The sequence below is a fragment of the Streptomyces sp. NPDC050546 genome (genome assembly GCF_044457425.1).
Taxonomy (GTDB): domain Bacteria; phylum Actinomycetota; class Actinomycetes; order Streptomycetales; family Streptomycetaceae; genus Streptomyces.
The window spans coordinates 1-16,029 of sequence record NZ_JBITGX010000031.1 but is presented as its reverse complement, the minus strand read 5'-3'; the positions used below and the strand labels follow the sequence as shown (position 1 = coordinate 16,029).

General features: G+C 69.5%; 13 protein-coding genes, 1 rRNA gene, 1 pseudogene and 1 riboswitch. Of the genes and pseudogenes, 3 read left to right on the top strand and 12 right to left on the bottom strand.

Going from position 1 to position 16,029, the window contains the following annotated elements; genetic code table 11:
• The first annotated feature begins 10 nt into the window (after positions 1-10).
• Together ACIBK5_RS42895 and ACIBK5_RS42890 are read left to right on the top strand one after the other, a co-directional pair.
• Positions 11-1,213 carry an ABC transporter ATP-binding protein gene (locus tag ACIBK5_RS42895; RefSeq protein ID WP_399028823.1) on the top strand — a complete coding sequence of 401 codons (1,203 nt, stop codon included), beginning with the start codon at positions 11-13 and terminating at the stop codon, positions 1,211-1,213.
• A gap of 26 nt (positions 1,214-1,239) precedes the next feature.
• Positions 1,240-1,659, top strand: coding sequence for a molybdopterin-binding protein (locus ACIBK5_RS42890; RefSeq protein WP_399028821.1), 420 nt, complete (start codon positions 1,240-1,242; stop codon positions 1,657-1,659).
• Positions 1,660-1,759: 100 nt separating this feature from the next.
• Here ACIBK5_RS42890 and gcvP read toward each other — a convergent pair whose 3' ends face one another.
• Positions 1,760-4,645, bottom strand: a complete 2,886-nt coding sequence (gene gcvP / locus ACIBK5_RS42885; protein ID WP_399028819.1) for an aminomethyl-transferring glycine dehydrogenase — start codon at positions 4,643-4,645, stop codon at positions 1,760-1,762.
• A gap of 176 nt (positions 4,646-4,821) precedes the next feature.
• Positions 4,822-4,917, bottom strand: a riboswitch (glycine riboswitch).
• A 113-nt stretch (positions 4,918-5,030) separates the two neighbouring features.
• Here gcvP and ACIBK5_RS42880 point away from each other — a divergent pair.
• Positions 5,031-5,405 (top strand): PRC-barrel domain-containing protein, encoded by a 375-nt coding sequence (locus ACIBK5_RS42880; RefSeq protein ID WP_399028817.1) that lies wholly within the window; start codon positions 5,031-5,033, stop codon positions 5,403-5,405.
• On the opposite strand, the pseudogene ACIBK5_RS42875 reads toward ACIBK5_RS42880, so the two are convergent.
• The 11 genes and pseudogenes from ACIBK5_RS42875 to rrf all read right to left on the bottom strand — a co-directional run.
• A pseudogene (locus ACIBK5_RS42875) lies at positions 5,324-6,829 on the bottom strand (DNA polymerase IV). The gene ACIBK5_RS42880 and the pseudogene ACIBK5_RS42875 overlap by 82 nt on opposite strands.
• Positions 6,830-6,963: 134 nt before the next feature.
• Positions 6,964-7,647 carry a MerR family transcriptional regulator gene (locus tag ACIBK5_RS42870; RefSeq protein ID WP_399028816.1) on the bottom strand — a complete coding sequence of 228 codons (684 nt, stop codon included), beginning with the start codon at positions 7,645-7,647 and terminating at the stop codon, positions 6,964-6,966.
• 316 nt (positions 7,648-7,963) lie between these two features.
• Positions 7,964-8,437, bottom strand: coding sequence for a bifunctional nuclease family protein (locus tag ACIBK5_RS42865; protein ID WP_003988851.1), 474 nt, complete (start codon positions 8,435-8,437; stop codon positions 7,964-7,966).
• An 85-nt stretch (positions 8,438-8,522) separates the two neighbouring features.
• Positions 8,523-9,263 (bottom strand): MerR family transcriptional regulator, encoded by a 741-nt coding sequence (locus tag ACIBK5_RS42860; RefSeq protein ID WP_399028815.1) that lies wholly within the window; start codon positions 9,261-9,263, stop codon positions 8,523-8,525.
• A 53-nt stretch (positions 9,264-9,316) separates the two neighbouring features.
• Entirely contained in the window at positions 9,317-10,264 is a 948-nt protein-coding gene (locus tag ACIBK5_RS42855; protein ID WP_399028814.1) for an FHA domain-containing protein, read from the bottom strand.
• A gap of 61 nt (positions 10,265-10,325) precedes the next feature.
• Entirely contained in the window at positions 10,326-11,261 is a 936-nt protein-coding gene (locus ACIBK5_RS42850; protein ID WP_399028812.1) for a DUF881 domain-containing protein, read from the bottom strand.
• A gap of 5 nt (positions 11,262-11,266) precedes the next feature.
• A complete protein-coding gene (locus ACIBK5_RS42845; RefSeq protein WP_003988855.1) occupies positions 11,267-11,599 on the bottom strand; it encodes a small basic family protein in 333 nt (110 codons plus the stop codon).
• On the bottom strand, positions 11,596-12,507 hold the full coding sequence (locus ACIBK5_RS42840) for a DUF881 domain-containing protein (protein WP_399028809.1): 912 nt from the start codon (positions 12,505-12,507) through the stop codon (positions 11,596-11,598). Before ACIBK5_RS42840 ends, ACIBK5_RS42845 begins: the two co-directional genes overlap by 4 nt.
• Before the next feature lie 98 nt (positions 12,508-12,605).
• Positions 12,606-15,101, bottom strand: a complete 2,496-nt coding sequence (locus ACIBK5_RS42835) for a mannose-1-phosphate guanyltransferase (protein WP_328415863.1) — start codon at positions 15,099-15,101, stop codon at positions 12,606-12,608.
• A 115-nt stretch (positions 15,102-15,216) separates the two neighbouring features.
• A complete protein-coding gene (locus ACIBK5_RS42830) occupies positions 15,217-15,825 on the bottom strand; it encodes a CDP-alcohol phosphatidyltransferase family protein (protein WP_399028807.1) in 609 nt (202 codons plus the stop codon).
• A 109-nt stretch (positions 15,826-15,934) separates the two neighbouring features.
• Positions 15,935-16,029: ribosomal RNA gene (gene rrf / locus ACIBK5_RS42825) — 5S ribosomal RNA — on the bottom strand; the annotation flags it as partial.

The window sequence follows — 16,029 nt, the reverse complement described above, 5'->3', positions numbered from 1 at the left end:
CGTACACCTCATGACCGAGACGACCGACCGAGACGACAAGGAACCCGGCACACCCGGCACTCCCGGCACACCCGGCACACCCGGCACACCCGGCACTCCCGGTGCATCCGGCACTCCCGGCGCACCCGGCGCGCCTGACATACCCGGCACTCCCGGCGCATCCGGCCTCCCGGCCGAAGGTCTCGACGCCCATCTCGTCGTCGACCGCGGCGGCTTCCGCCTCGATGTCGCGCTCTCCGCCGCCCCCGGCGACGTGGTCGCCCTGCTCGGCCCCAACGGCGCCGGCAAGACCACCGCCCTGCGCGCGCTCGCGGGCCTCGCGCCGCTCACGTCGGGCCATCTGGAGCTGGACGGCAGGCGGCTGGACGGTACGCCGCCCGAGTCCCGCCCGGTCGGCGTCGTCTTCCAGGACTATCTGCTCTTCCCGCATCTGACCGCCCTGGACAATGTCGCCTTCGGCCCGCGCTGCCGGGGCACCGGCAAGGCCGAGGCCCGTGCCCAGGCCGCCGAGTGGCTGGACCGGATGGGCCTGGCCGACCACGCCGGCGCCAAGCCCCGCCGTCTCTCCGGCGGCCAGGCCCAGCGCGTGGCCCTGGCCCGGGCCCTGGCCACCCGGCCACGCCTGCTGCTCCTGGACGAGCCTCTCGCCGCCCTCGACGCCCGCACCCGACTGGAGGTACGTGCCCAGCTCCGGCGCCACCTCGCCGAGTTCGAGGCCGTCGCCGTCCTCGTCACCCACGACCCGCTGGACGCCATGGTGCTGGCCGACCGCCTGGTCGTCGTCGAGCACGGCCAGGTCGTCCAGGAGGGCACGCCCTCCGACATCGCCCGCCACCCCCGCACGGACTACATCGCCCGGCTCGTCGGCCTCAACCTGTACCGGGGACAGGCCGATGGCCACACGGTCCGGCTGGACGCGGGCCCGGCCATCACGACCACTGAGGACCTCTCCGGCCCGGCCTTCGTGGCGTTCCCGCCCAGCGCGGTGACGCTGTACCGGGACCGCCCCACCGGCTCCAGCGCCCGCAATCTGTGGCACGGCGAGGTCGCCGGCCTGGAGACGCACGGCGACCAGATCCGCGCCGACCTCACCGGCGAACTCCCGCTGACAGCCGACCTCACCACGGTCGCCGCCGCCGAACTCGATCTGCACCCCGGTGCTCCGGTCTGGGCTGCGGTCAAGGCGACGCAGACGCATGCATACCCGGCATAAGGAACGTACCGGGCTACCGTGCACCCATGAGTCTGAGCATCCGCAACCAGCTCCCCGGCACCGTCACCGCCGTCACGCCGGGCGAGGCCATGGCCACGGTCAGGGTCCGCCTCACCGGCGGCCAGGACCTCACCGCCGCGATCACCCGCGAAGCCGCCGACGACCTCGGCCTCACGCCGGGCACGGCCGTGCGCGCCCTGGTGAAGTCGACGGAGGTCGCGCTGGCCACCGCGCCCGTCGGGGGCCTGTCCATCCGCAACCGTCTCCCCGGTACGGTCACGGGCGTCGCGACAGGCGACGCGATGGCCTCCGTCCGGATCACCGTCGAGGGCGGCGAGCTGACGGCGGCGATCACCAAGGACGCCGCGGACGATCTCCGTCTGTCGGCCGGGACCCCCGTCGTCGCCCTGGTCAAGTCGACCGAGGTGTCACTCGCCGTCGCATGACGGACAGCCGTCGCATGACGGACAGCCGCCGCGCGACGGGGGCCGGGCACGACGGAGGGGCCCCGCGCGGCGGAGCCCCTCCCTCTGACCTGGCGGTCGATCAGTCCTCGTACGCGTCCAGCGGCGGGCAGGAGCACACCAGGTTCCGGTCACCGAAGGCCTGGTCGATGCGGCGCACCGGCGGCCAGTACTTGTCGGAGGCCGTGACCCCGGCCGGGAAGACCGCGTCCTCACGGCTGTAGGCGTGCTCCCACTCCCCGGCGAGCGCGCCGGCGGTGTGCGGGGCGCCCCGCAGCGGGTTGTCGTCGGCGGGCCAGGCGCCGGAGCCGACCTTCTCGATCTCCGCACGGATGGCGATCATCGCCTCGCAGAAGCGGTCCAGCTCGGCCAGGTCCTCGGACTCGGTCGGCTCGATCATCAGCGTCCCGGCCACCGGGAACGACATCGTCGGCGCGTGGAAGCCGTAGTCGATCAGCCGCTTGGCGACGTCGTCGACGCTCACTCCGGTGGCCTTGGTCAGCGGCCGCAGGTCGATGATGCACTCGTGCGCGACGAGCCCGCCGGGGCCGGTGTAGAGCACCGGGTAGTGCGGCTCGAGGCGCTTGGCGATGTAGTTGGCGCTGAGCACGGCCACCTGTGTGGCCCGCTTCAGCCCCTCGCCGCCCATCAGCCGGACGTACGCCCACGAGATCGGCAGGATGCCGGCCGAGCCCCACGGCGCCGCGGAGATGGGGCCGACCCCGGTCTCCGGGCCCGCCTCGGGCTGCAGCGGATGGTTCGGCAGATACGGCGCGAGGTGCTCACGCACCGCCACCGGACCGACGCCGGGCCCGCCACCGCCGTGCGGGATGCAGAAGGTCTTGTGCAGGTTCAGGTGCGAGACGTCCCCGCCGAAGTGTCCCGGCTTGGCGAGCCCCACGAGCGCGTTGAGGTTGGCCCCGTCGACGTAGACCTGCCCGCCCGCCTCGTGCACCTGGCCGCAGATCTCGGAGACGTGCTCCTCGAACACGCCGTGCGTGGACGGGTAGGTGATCATCAGCACGGCCAGCTCGTCACGGTGCTGCTCGATCTTCGCCCGCAGGTCCTCGACGTCGATCTCGCCGTCCTCGGCGGTCTTGACGACGACGACCTTCATGCCCGCCATCACCGCGCTCGCGGCGTTGGTCCCGTGCGCGGACGACGGGATCAGGCACACGGTGCGCTGCTCGTCCCCGTTGGCCCGGTGGTACCCGCGTACGGCGAGCAGACCGGCCAGCTCGCCCTGCGATCCGGCGTTCGGCTGGAGGGACACCTTGTCGTACCCGGTGACCTCGGCGAGACGTTCCTCCAGCTCGTGGATGAGCGTGAGGTAGCCCTCGGCCTGCGCCGCCGGCGCGAAGGGGTGCAGCTGCCCGAACTCGGGCCAGGTGACCGGCTCCATCTCCGTGGTCGCGTTGAGCTTCATGGTGCAGGAGCCCAGCGGGATCATGCCGCGGTCGAGCGCGTAGTCGCGGTCGGCCAGCCGGCGCAGGTAGCGCAGCATGGCGGTCTCGGAGCGGTACTGGTGGAAGACCGGGTGGGTCATGTACTCGTCGGACCGCAGCAGGGCACCCGGAAGCCCGTCCTCCGTGGCGGCGTCCAGCGCCTCGACGACACCCTCGATCCCGAACGCGGCCCAAACGGCACGCAACTGGGCCCGCGTCGTGGTCTCGTCGCAGGAGATCGAGACGTGGTCGGCGTCGACGAGACGCAGGTTGACCCCGTTCCGCTCCGCGGCGGCCACGACCTCGGCGGCCCGGCCCTCGACGCGCACGGTCACGGTGTCGAAGTAGGCCCCGTGCACAACCTCGGCACCGCCGTTCGCGAGCCCGGCGGCGAGAACCGTGGCGTACCGGTGGGTGCGCCGCGCGATGCTCTTCAGGCCCTCCGGCCCGTGGTAGACGGCGTACATGCCGGCCATCACGGCGAGCAGCACCTGAGCGGTACAGATGTTGCTGGTGGCCTTCTCACGACGGATGTGCTGCTCACGCGTCTGCAGCGCCAGCCGGTAGGCCTTGTTCCCGTCGGCGTCCACGGACACACCGACGAGCCGCCCGGGCAGGCTGCGCGCCATCTTCTCCCCGACGGCCATGTAACCGGCGTGCGGGCCGCCGAAGCCCATCGGCACACCGAACCGCTGCGTCGTGCCGACCGCGATGTCCGCGCCGAGCTCCCCGGGCGACTTCAGCAGGGTGAGCGCCAGCAGGTCGGCGGCGACGGTGACGAGCGCCCCGAGTCCGTGCGCCTGGTCGATGACCGGCTTGATGTCCCGTACGGCTCCGGAGGCACCCGGGTACTGGATCAGCACGCCGTTGATCTCGCGCTCGGCGATCCCGGCGGGGATGCCGTCACTGAGATCGGCCACGACGACCTCGACACCGGTCGGCTCGGCCCGGGTCTCGATCACGGCGATGGTCTGCGGCAGGGCGTCCGCGTCGACCAGGAACAGGCCCTTCTTGTTCTTGCCCAGCCGCCGCGACAGCGCCATGGCCTCGGCCGCGGCGGTGCCCTCGTCGAGCAGGGAGGCGCCGGAGGTCGGCAGTCCGGTCAGGTCGGCGACCATGGTCTGGAAGTTGAGCAACGCCTCCAGCCGGCCCTGCGAGATCTCCGGCTGGTACGGCGTGTAGGCCGTGTACCAGGACGGGTTCTCCATGACGTTGCGCATGACGACCGGCGGCGTGAACGTGCCGTAGTAGCCGAGCCCGATCATGGAGCCGAGGACCTGGTTGCGGTCGGCGAGGGAGCGCAACTCGGCGATCACCTCGGCCTCGCTGCGGGCGCCCGGCAGGTCCAGTGCCTCGGCGCTCTTGATCACGGCCGGGACGGCGGCGGCCGTCAGCTCGTCCAGCGAGCCGTAGCCGACGTGCGCGAGCATCTTGGCGCACGCCTCGTGGTCGGGGCCGATGTGGCGCTGCTCGAAGGGGACTGCCTCTTCGAGTTCGGAGAGCGGAATGCGGTGGGCGGTCATATGCGGAGGCCTCCTGGTCTGACACGACCTTCGAGGGGCACCACGGCACGGGTACCCGGACGGCCTCCCCCTCTGTCATGTCAACCTGAGAGCTTCACCGGATCGCCCGAAGGCCTCCGGCTTTCACCGTCGGTGAGAGCGGAAGCCGTGACATCCGCCCTGCTTTCCAGAGTGACCTCGTCCGTGCGGTACGTGAGCCTGAGAGATTCCGGGGAGGATTTGCTCCTTCGGCGCCTCCGATGGTGTCTGGAGGACTCTCCCGCACGGGGTCAGCAGCCGTTGTCAGCCTACCAGCGCGGTCAACGCACGAACCTTCGAGTGGCCGCCTCCTCGATTGTGCCGTTTTGTAGTGGTTACGGATGAGTTGCGACCATGTGGAGGGCCCGTGCGAACCGATATCGATCCGCGCAACCTGATCGGCCGCAAGGCGTTCGACCGCAACGGAACGAGGATCGGCACGATCGACGAGGTGTACCTCGACGACGCCACCGGCGTGCCGGAGTGGGCGGCCATACGGACCGGCCTGTTCAGCCGGGACGCCTTCGTCCCCCTCGAGCCCAGCGAGCTGATCGACGGCGCTCTCCACGTGCCCTTCGACCGCGCCCTCATCAAGGACGCCCCCGACTTCGGCGTGGGACGCCACCTCTCCCCGGAGCAGGAACTCCAGCTCTACCACCACTACGGCCTCGACGTCGCCGCCCCTCCCCCGCTCCAGGACCACCAGTTCGGCAAGCTGGCGGGCACGGACGAGACGACCTGAAGCCCCCGGCGAGCCTTCTAAGGAGCGGCGGAACGCAGCCCCACACCCCTGGAGTCACCATCCGGCCCATCGCCCCCCTCAGACTCTCGTAACACCAACGGCAACGGATCCGCCGACTCCAGCTCCGGATCGTCGACCCGGAAGGTCCGCACCCGCCCTGGCTCCGAGTCGGGCGTCTCGAACCGTACGGTGACCCGTCCCAGGCCGCTGCCCTGCACCCACCCGTGCCCGAACCCGGCGTGCCGCACATCGTGCCCGGCGGGCCACCGCCGCTCGGCCGGCGCGGGCCGCTCCTCGACGACCGGCGCCGCGGAGTGCTCCTCGACGGGGCCCTCCGCGACCGCCCGCTCCCCGGCCGCCTGCGCGAACAGGTCCTCCTGCGTGTAGTCGGCGAGCCCGCTCACACCCACGCCGAGCAGCCGCACGCCGCCCGTCGTGTCGACCGAGTCCAGCAGTCTGGCCGCCGCCTCACGGATCACCCCGGGATCGTCCGTCGGCCCGCGCAGCGTCTCGGACCGGGTGCGTGTCGAGAAGTCGTACCGCCGCACCTTCAGCACGATGGTCCGCCCTGACAGCCCGGCCCCCCGCAGCCGCTGTACGCAGCGGTCGGCGAGCCGCTGCACCTCCAGCCCGACCCGCAGCCGGTCGTGGATGTCCACGTCATAGGTGTCCTCGACCGACACCGACTTCGCTTCCCGCTCCGCCACCACGGGCCGGTCGTCCCGCGCCAGGGCCATGGCGTAGAGCCCGTGCCCGTGCGCCTTCCCCAGCAGCCGCACCAGCTCGTCCTCACCGGCCTCGGCGATCTCCTCGACCGTGGTGATCCCGGCCCGCCGGAGATGGTCGCCCGTGGCCGGCCCGACTCCCGGCAGGGTCCGCACCGACATCGGCCCCAGCATCGCCCGCTCCGTCCCCGGCTCGATCACCACCAGCCCGTCGGGCTTGGCCTGCTCCGAGGCGATCTTCGCGAGCATCTTGGACGCGGCAAGCCCCACCGACCCCGTGAGTCCCGTGACGGCCCGGATGTCCGCACGCAGCTTCACCCCGGCCAGCCGCGCCGACCGCTCGTCCCAGGCCGCTCCTCCGGCCTCCAGGTCCACGAACGCCTCGTCCAGGCTCAGCGGCTCGACCAACGGCGACAGCGCACCCAGCAACTCCATCACCCGCTCGCTGATCGCGCGGTAGAACCCGAAGCGCGGCACGAGATATGCGGCGTTGGGCGCCAGCCGCCGGGCCTGCGCCATGGGCAGCGCCGAGTGCACCCCGAAGACCCGGGCCTCGTACGACGCGGTCGCGACCACACCCCGCGGCCCGAGCCCGCCCACGATCACGGCCTTCCCGCGCAGGCTCGGCTTGGACGCCTGCTCCACCGAAGCGAAGAAGGCGTCCATGTCGAGATGCAGGATCGTGGGCGCGGTTCTCACAACTCCGATGCTGCCCTACGCCACTGACAACGCCGTGGCGAACCCTCCCGACCGTCCTGGGAGATACCGCTTGCGGGCCGACGCGGAAACGTCCCGCCTACCACGGCCGCACGCACACCACACCGTCCAGCGGGTCAGACGGCCCGGTTCCGCCGCCGCGCCAGCTCGTCCGCCGGATTGGGTCCGACCAGGGTCTCGCCGGTGTCGATCCGCTCCCCGTGCAGCTGGGACAACGCGCTCTCGACGTCCCGCCACACCACGCCCACGGCGATCCCAAAGACGCCCTGGCCCCCTTGGAGCAGGGCATGGACCTCGTCCGGCGAGGTGCACTCGTAGACCGTCGCGCCATCACTCATCAGTGTCATCCGCTCCAGGTCGCGGAAACCGCGTTCCCTGAGGTGCTGGACCGCCGTGCGGATGTTCTGCAGCGACACCCCGGTGTCGAGGAACCGCTTGACGATCTTCAGGACGACGACGTCCCGGAAGCTGTACAACCGCTGTGTCCCGGACCCGTAGGCGGGGCGCACACTCGGCTCGACGAGACCGGTGCGGGCCCAGTAGTCCAGCTGCCGGTAGGTGATACCGGCGGCCGCGCAGGCCGTGGGGCCGCGATAGCCGATCTGCTCGGACGCCATGGACGTCGTCCCTCCGCTGCTCGGCACCGCCGACGGTCGCCGCGGAGCGTGCTCGGCCGCACCGTCGGGCTGGGGATACCCCTCGCCCGAAAGGAGCCGAGAGCCGGGGGGAGCGTACGGACCACTCACCCTGAGACTGCGCTCGGGGCCGCCCCCAGCCGTACCGTCGCCGCTGCTGCTCACGCCGACCTCCGTCCTTGACCTGCCTTCTCGACGGTAGGCAGTCACCCGGGGTGCGTCAACGATCGCCACACTCGCCACGCCGAGTGATAATCACCCTAAGAGTGGTTTCCCGTGCCCCACCGCGGGGAAAGGCTAGCCGAATGCCTTCGGCACAGGCCGTGTGACGCTCTCACGCGCCACCGGCACATGCGGGCAATTCACCCGTCACACATACGGCGGCGGCCCTGCCGCGGACTCATCGTCCGCCGGGCCGCCCCACACGTCTCACGACCGCTGCCGCTCCCTGCCGGGCCGGGCACTCACCGGCCTCCGGAGCTCACTGGCTGCTGCTGCCGAAGTCCTCCGGGGAGATCTGGTCGAGGAACTCGCGGAACTTCTCCACCTCGTCCTCCTGCTCGTCCGGGATCGCGATACCGGCGTCGTCCAGCACCGTGTCACTCCCGTAGATCGGCGTCCCGGTGCGCAACGCCAGCGCTATGGCGTCGGACGGGCGGGCGCTCACCTCGACGCCACTGGCGAAGACCAGCTCCGCGTAGAAGACGCCCTCACGCAGGTCCGTGATACGCACTTCCGTGAGCTCCTGACCGACGGCTTCCAGCACGTCCTTGAACAGGTCGTGGGTCAGCGGCCGCGCCGGAGCCATGCCCTGCTGGGCGAAGGCGATCGCCGTCGCCTCGCCCGGCCCGATCCAGATGGGGAGGTAGCGGTCGCCTCCCACTTCACGCAGCAGCACGATCGGTTGGTTGGAGGGCATCTCGACCCGGACACCTACGACATCGAGCTCGTTCACACAGCAACCCTAGGCCGTGCTCGGGACGTTTGGGTAGTCGGGCAGAGATCGGGCGCCTGATCCGGCCCCCACGCGTCCGGCCGCCTCATGGCAGCCGCACCCCGAGCGCCGTCTGCACCAACGCGGCGTGCAGCTTCACCGTGAGCCCCGCCAGCTCCTTCGTACGGGCCTCCGCATGAGCCCTGGTCTGCGGGTTCCGGTGCCGCTTCAGCGGGGCGACCACCTGGTCCACGAGCCCGGCCTCGCGATCGGCGGCGGCCTTCATCACCCGCAGATGCCGCGGCTCGATCCCGAACCGCCCCAGCTCGGCGACGAGCGCCGCCACAGTGACCGCCTCCGCCTCGAACGCACCGTCCTCCAGTGGAGTGACCAGCCCGTACGACTCCCACTCCCTGAGCTCCTCCTCGTCCACCCCGGCGGCGGCGAGCAGCTCCTCACGACCGATCCTGGCAGCCGTGGGCGGCCCCTCGGAGGACTCGGGCGCGGAATCGCCCTCACGCTGACGGCCCACGGTCGGCAGCGGGGCGGCCTCACCGCGCTCCATGGCCTCCAGGTGCTCGCGAATCACCTTCAGGGGCAGATAGTGATCCCGCTGCATCCTCAGGACGTGCCCCAGGCGCTCGACGTCACGGGCGCTGAACTTGCGATACCCCGAAGGGGTCCGCTGTGGCTCGATGAGACCCTCCGACTCCAGGAAGCGGATCTTGGAGATGGTCACTTCGGGGAACTCGTCGCGCAGCGCGTTCAGCACCGTGCCGATGCTCATCAGCCCACTGTCCGTGGCGGCGGCGCCGTGCCCGGCACCGCCGCTCGGTGTATGAAGCATGGACCTTCCCTGACGGACGGACCTTCGCTGGGGTTCCCCGGAGGCAGTCCGGGTCAGTAGCCCCGCTGGCTGGCGTAGAAGACCAGCCGGTACTTGCCGATCTGCACCTCGTCACCGTTGCTCACGGCGACCTGGTCGATCCGCTCACGGTTCACGTACGTGCCGTTCAGGCTGCCCACGTCGGCCACCGTGAACGAGCCGTCCTGACCGCGACGGAACTCCACGTGCCGCCGGGAGACCGTGACGTCGTCCAGGAAGATGTCGCTCTGCGGATGACGGCCGGCCGTGGTCAGATCGCCGTCCAGCAGGAAGCGGCTGCCCGAGTTCGGCCCACGGCGCACGACCAGGAGCGCGGAACCCAGCGGCAGCGCGTCCACGGCCGCCTGCGCCTCGGGAGACAGCGTCGGCGTGGGCGTCTGGCCGGTGGCCTCGGCGTCGTAGGCCTCGAGTCCGGAGATGGAGATCGTGGAGGTCGTCTCGGAGGGACGCTCCGGAGTCGCGCCCGCCCGCAGCGGCGCGCCGCAGTTGGAGCAGAAGCGGCTGTTCTCCGCGTTGCGGTTGCCGCACCTCGTACACACCAGGGCCGACATAGGATCCTCCTGCCGCGGCTGCCCACCAGGAGCATTGGACGCATACGGGTCGGAAAACCCTCCACCCGCACTTGAGGGTTGCCCGAAACCTATGCCGCCGGGCTGCGCAGGGTCAACCGACGGCGCGCCCTGACCTCCGGGAACGTCGCCGCCCGGACCGCCGACCTGGTCCCGGAACAGCGGCCGCTGGCCCTCCGCGTCAGGCTGTGCGCGATGACGGGCGGTCGCATTGTCGCTGCCCTCTCGCGGGCTCTTGCCGAACAACTTCGCAAACAACTTCACGGGCGATTCCCCTTGACCGAAACAGACCCGCCCGTGGGGCAGGACGAACCCTGACTGAACACTCTGGCCGACCCGGACATCCTGACAACGTCCGTCTGCACCAGACAGTTTCCACCACGCACCACCCATTCGGTGCGCCGACCCCCCGCAACCTCATGCCCTCGCCGGACGCCGCCCATGCACCGCCGGTTCACTGGGAGGACGACCGAGCGTAGTCAGGCCGCTTCGCCGCTCGCAAGGCGTCCACGACGATCTTGGTCGACCGCTCCACGGTGACGATGGCCTGTTCCTTCTCGAGAGTCTGCACCACGCCTCCGGGGATGTTGAGCGCCGGCTCGAGGTCCTGCGACTTGCCGATGACCTTGAAACGATAGGGCGCGTTGATCTTGTTCCCGTCGACGCTCACACCCTTGCCGGAGTCCGTGAGATACGTACCGGCGACGACCCGTACGCCGTTCACCTGGATCGCCTCGGCGCCCGCCGCACGCAGTTCCTGGACCGCGTCGAGCAGCATGTCCGACTCGACCGTCCCCTTCGTGTCCTCGATGGTCATGGTGATGCCAGGCCCCTGCGCGGCCACCGTGCCCGCCAGGATGCCGAGTTGCCGCTCCTTCTCGATCGTCTGCTTCCGGGCCTCCTCGGCCTGGTCCGAGCTGTTCTCGAGCTCGTCGCGCTGCTTCTCGAGTCCCTGCTTCTCGTCCTCAAGACGCTGGGTACGGTCATCCAGTTCATCGAGGATGCGGACAAGATCTTCCTGGCGCGCACCGCGCAGGGCGCTGTCACTGTCGCTGTTCGAGGCCACCTGCACCGCCAGCCCGAAACCGAGGCCGAACAGCAGCAGCGCGACGATGAGTTGGGCCCGGCTGACCCGAGGCGGCCACAACCCCTGCACCAGCCGCTGCCGACCGGTCAGCCGAGGCTCGGGCGCCACCTCCGGCTCCGGATCAGGCACCGGCTCAGGCGTTGACTCAGGAGGCTCAGGAGTGTCCTGGGCGGCGGGCTCCGCCGCGGCCACCTCCTGGGGCAGCTCCTTGCGAAGCCGGTTCCCGCCCTCGCCGCTCCCGCCGCGCTGCTCCGCGCGCGTGTCGCCGTTCTCCTCGGCGCGCTTCTCGTCGTTCTCGCTCATCGGCCTCACGCCCGGAACACGTGCCGGCGGATCGCCGCGGCGTTGGAGAAGATCCGGATGCCGAGGACGACCACCACACCGGTGGACAGCTGGGCGCCCACGCCCAGCTTGTCGCCCAGGAACACGATCAACGCGGCCACGACCACGTTCGACAGGAACGACACCACGAAGACCTTGTCGTCGAAGATGCCGTCGAGCATGGCGCGCAGACCGCCGAAGACGGCGTCGAGCGCCGCCACGACAGCGATCGGCAGATAAGGCTCGACCACCGCCGGAACCTCAGGCCGGACCAACAGGCCGGCCACGACTCCCACGACGAGGCCCAGTACGGCGATCACGATGTGCCCTTCTCGCTCTTCTCAGTGCTCGGCTGTGCTGTACGTACGATCACACTCGGTGCGGCAGGCAGCCGAAGGTCGTCCTCCGCGGAGATGGCCGTCCTGACTCCGTAACTCTCCTGGAGCGCGTTCAGATACAACCCGTCCGCGCTGTTCTGGAACCGCGTGCTCAGCCGCTGCCCGTCCCCCACCGCGAGCACCGTGTACGGCGGCACCAGCGGTTTGTTGTCGACCAGTATCGCGTCCCCCGCGGCCCTGATCGCGGACAGCGCCGTCAGCCGCTGCCCGTTGATGGAGACGGCCTCGGCGCCCGACTCCCACAGCCCGTTGACCACGCGCTGCATGTCCCGGTCACGCACCCGGCCGGTGTCCGAGAACCCGGAGGCCTCGCGCGGGTCGCCGTCACCGCCCGCGCCGGTGTCCTTGGCGTCGTTCACCACGAGCTTCACGCCGGGACCGTGCACCGCCGCGGCGCCCGACATGATGCCCACCAGATCGGAGTCGGCGCTGCCACTGTGCTTCAGCGCCTCGCGCTGCCGGGCGCTCACGTCCGCGCGCAGCTCGTCGACGGAGTCCTCCAGCTTGTCCGCCGCCTCGCTCTCCCGGTCGATGCGGTCGACCAGCTCTTCCCGCTCCTTGGCGACGACCGGTGCGGCGACCCGCGCCTGTGCCGCTCCGACGGTCACGACCAGGGCCGCGAGCACCAGTCCCGCCGCGAGCCCCAGCTTCGCCCTGAGGGTCTTCGGCATGCCGGCGTCGCCCGCGGCCTTCTTCCGCTCGGCGGCCTCGGCATATCCGTCGTCGAGGCTGTGGTCCATGACGTTGTTGAGCAATGACATGGACGCATCGGGGCGCCGGGGCCGCGTCGGTGTGCTCCGAATGGGGGGTTGCTGCGGCATGCCGCACATCGTCGCACGTCGCGGCCGCTACCTCCGAACGGCCCCACCGGCGTGCCGGACAGGCCCCGTTGGGGACACTTGTCCGGCACGCACGCGTGCAGCTCGTTCTACCGTCCGGCGCTGTCCACGACGGCCGACCACTCGTCGAGCAGTGCCTGCGCGGATGCGTCGTCCGGCCCCTCGGCCCACAGGTGGGTGACGGCCTCCGCCGGATCGGGCAGCACCATCACCCAGCGCCCGTCGGTCTCGACCACACGCACGCCGTCAGTGGTGTCCACGAAGCGATCTCCGGCCTCCTCGACGACCCGCCGCATCACGAGACCCTTGACAGCCCACGGGGTCGCCAGATCCCTCTTCAGGACGTGCGCCCGCGGGATCCGGGCGTCGATCTGGCTGAGCGTGAGCTGCGTCCGCGCCACGAGCCCGATGAGCCGTACGAAGGCAGCGGTGGCGTCGTACACGCTGCTGAACTCGGGGACGATGAAGCCGCCCTTGCCGTCACCGCCGAAGATCGTCCCTTCCTCTCCACCGACGCGCGTGAGGTCGTCGGGAGAGGTCGTCGTCCACTCGACCTGGGTCCCGTGGTAGGCCGCCACCTGCTCGGCGATCCGGGTCGTGGTCACCGGGAGCGCGACCCTGCCGCTACGCCGCTCGGCGGCCACGAGGTCCAGCATCACGAGGAGCGCCCGATCGTCCTCGATGATGCGTCCCTTCTCGTCGACGAGGGACAGCCGCTCACCGACCGGGTCGAACCGCACCCCGAAGGCGGCACCGGAGGACGCCACGATCTCCCCGAGACGCACCATCCCCGATCGCCGCATGTCGGCCGTCTCCGTCGGCCTGGACTCGTCCAGACCGGGATTGATCGTCAGCGAGTCGACACCGAGCTTCCCGAGCAGAGACGGCAGCACGAGTCCCGCACTGCCGTTGGACGCGTCCACGACGACCTTCAACCCGGACTCGGAGATGCCCGTCGTGTCGACGTTCCGCAGCAACGACCCGGTGTACGAGTCGAAGACGCTGGCCGGGAAGTGCAGATCCCCGATCTCACCGGGGAACGCCCGACGGTACTCCTGCCGCGCGAACACCCGGTCCAGCTTCCGCTGACTGCCCTGCGACAGGTCGGCACCGTTCCCGTCGAAGAACATGATGTCCACGGAGTCCGGCACCCCGGGCGTGGTACGGATCATGATCCCGCCCGCACTGCCCCGCGCGGTCTGCTGCCGGGCCACGGGCAGCGGGACATTCTCCAGATCCCGTACGTCGATGGCGCTGGCCTGCAGCGCGGAGATCACCGCCCGCTTCAGAGCCCGGGCGCCACGGGAGTGGTCCCGGGCCGTCGTGACGGTCGAGCCCTTCTTCAGGGTGGTCGCATACGCACCGGCAAGCCGCACGGCCAGCTCCGGCGTGATCTCGACGTTCAGGATTCCGGACACCCCGCGGGCACCAAAGAGGTGCGCCTGCCCCCTGGACTCCCAGATGACCGACGTGTTGACGAATGCGCCGGCCTCGATGGTCTTGAACGGATAGACCCGCACATTGCCCTGGACGATCGATTCTTCACCGATCAGACACTCATCACCGATGACCGCCCCGTCCTCGATCCGCGCCGCGCGCATGATGTCGGTGTTCTTCCCGACCACGCACCCGCGCAGATTGCTGTGCGGCCCCACGTAGACATTGTCGTGAACGACGGACTTGTGCAGAAAGGCGCCGCTCTTGACCACCACGTTGGAACCCACGACGGAGTGCTCGCGGAGCTCCGCGCCGGCCTCGACCTTGGCGTAGTCCCCGATGTAGAGAGGACCGCGGAGCACGGCGTCGGGATGCACCTCCGCGCCCTCGGCAACCCAGACTCCTGCCGAGATCTCGAAGCCGTCGATGTCGACGTCGACCTTGCCCTCCAGGACGTCGGCCTGCGCCTTCACATAGCTCTCGTGCGTTCCGACGTCCTCCCAGTACCCCTCGGCAATGTAGCCGTAGACGGGCTTGCCTTCCTTCATCAACTGCGGGAAGACATCGCCGGACCAGTCGACGGGCACATCGGGCTCGACATAGTCGAAGACCTCGGGCTCCATCACGTAGATGCCGGTGTTCACCGTGTCCGAGAAGACCTGGCCCCAGGTGGGCTTCTCGAGGAAGCGCTCCACCTTGCCTTCCTCGTCGACAATGGTGATGCCGAATTCCAGCGGATTGGGAACACGCGTCAAGCAAACCGTGACCAGCGCACCCTTTTCCTTGTGGAAATTGATGAGCTCGGTGAGGTCGAAATCCGTCAGAGCATCGCCGGAGATGACGAGGAAGGCATCGTCCTTCAAGGCCTCTTCGGCGTTCTTGACGCTTCCGGCGGTACCGAGTGGCTTCTCCTCATTGGCATAGGTCAGTTCCATACCGAGCTCTTCGCCGTCACCGAAGTAGTTCTTGACCAGCGAGGCCAGGAACTGGACAGTAACAACGGTTTCATTGAGCCCATGCCTTTTGAGCAGCCGCAGAACGTGCTCCATGATCGGGCGATTGGCCACGGGCAGGAGCGGCTTGGGCATGCTTGAGGTCATGGGGCGAAGACGCGTGCCTTCGCCTCCGGCCATCACGACGGCCTTCATGTCGGAAGCGTCCTCCTCTAAGAGACGACGGTCTAGCCGACTTCCCCCGCCAGGATTGTCCCCCACTTTTCGACCACCGGCCATCGGACAGCCACGGTGGGACCAATCCGCAAGTTCAATCGGCCATGGCGTCCGCACGGACCAAGCGGCGGACTTGTACCACGTAGAGGACTCCTGCCCACCAGTACAGCGTTGTACCCCATCCTGCGAACGCCCATCCGAAAATAGCAGCGAGTGACGAGATCCAACCGCTTCCGTCACTGAGCAGGAGCAGCGGGAAGGCATACATCAGGTTGAAGGTGGCGGCCTTGCCCAGGAAGTTCACCTGGGGCGGCGGATAGCCATGACGGCGGAGGATGCCCACCATCACCAGCAGAACCAGCTCGCGCAGCAGAAGTGCAGCGGTCAACCAGAGAGGCAGAATCTCGCGCCAGGTGAGACCGACCAATGTCGAGAGAATGTAGAGCCGGTCGGCCGCGGGGTCGAGAAGCCGGCCGAGACTGCTGATCTGGTTCCAGCGCCGTGCGAGCTTGCCGTCCAGGTAGTCGGTGATGCCGCTCAGGGCCAGTACCAGAAGGGCCCATCCGTCACTCTTGGGCCCACCGAACTCAGGCCTCAGAATCAGCCACAGGAAGAGGGGCACGCCGACGAGCCGAGCCATGCTGAGGATGTTCGGGATGGTGAGCACACGGTCCGTCTGGACGCGAGTCTCCTGAACCTCCACCCGGGGGCCTCCTGTGGGAAACGTGCCAACGATGCTCACTGACCTTACCTCAACGCAAAAAAGCTCTGGCTCTCGGGCTGTGTGCCCAAGAGCCAGAGCTCTAAAAGGAGTTCGGCGGCGTCCTACTCTCCCACAGGGTCCCCCCTGCAGTACCATCGGCGCTGAAAGGCTTAGCTTCCGGGTTCGGAATGTAACCGGGCGTTT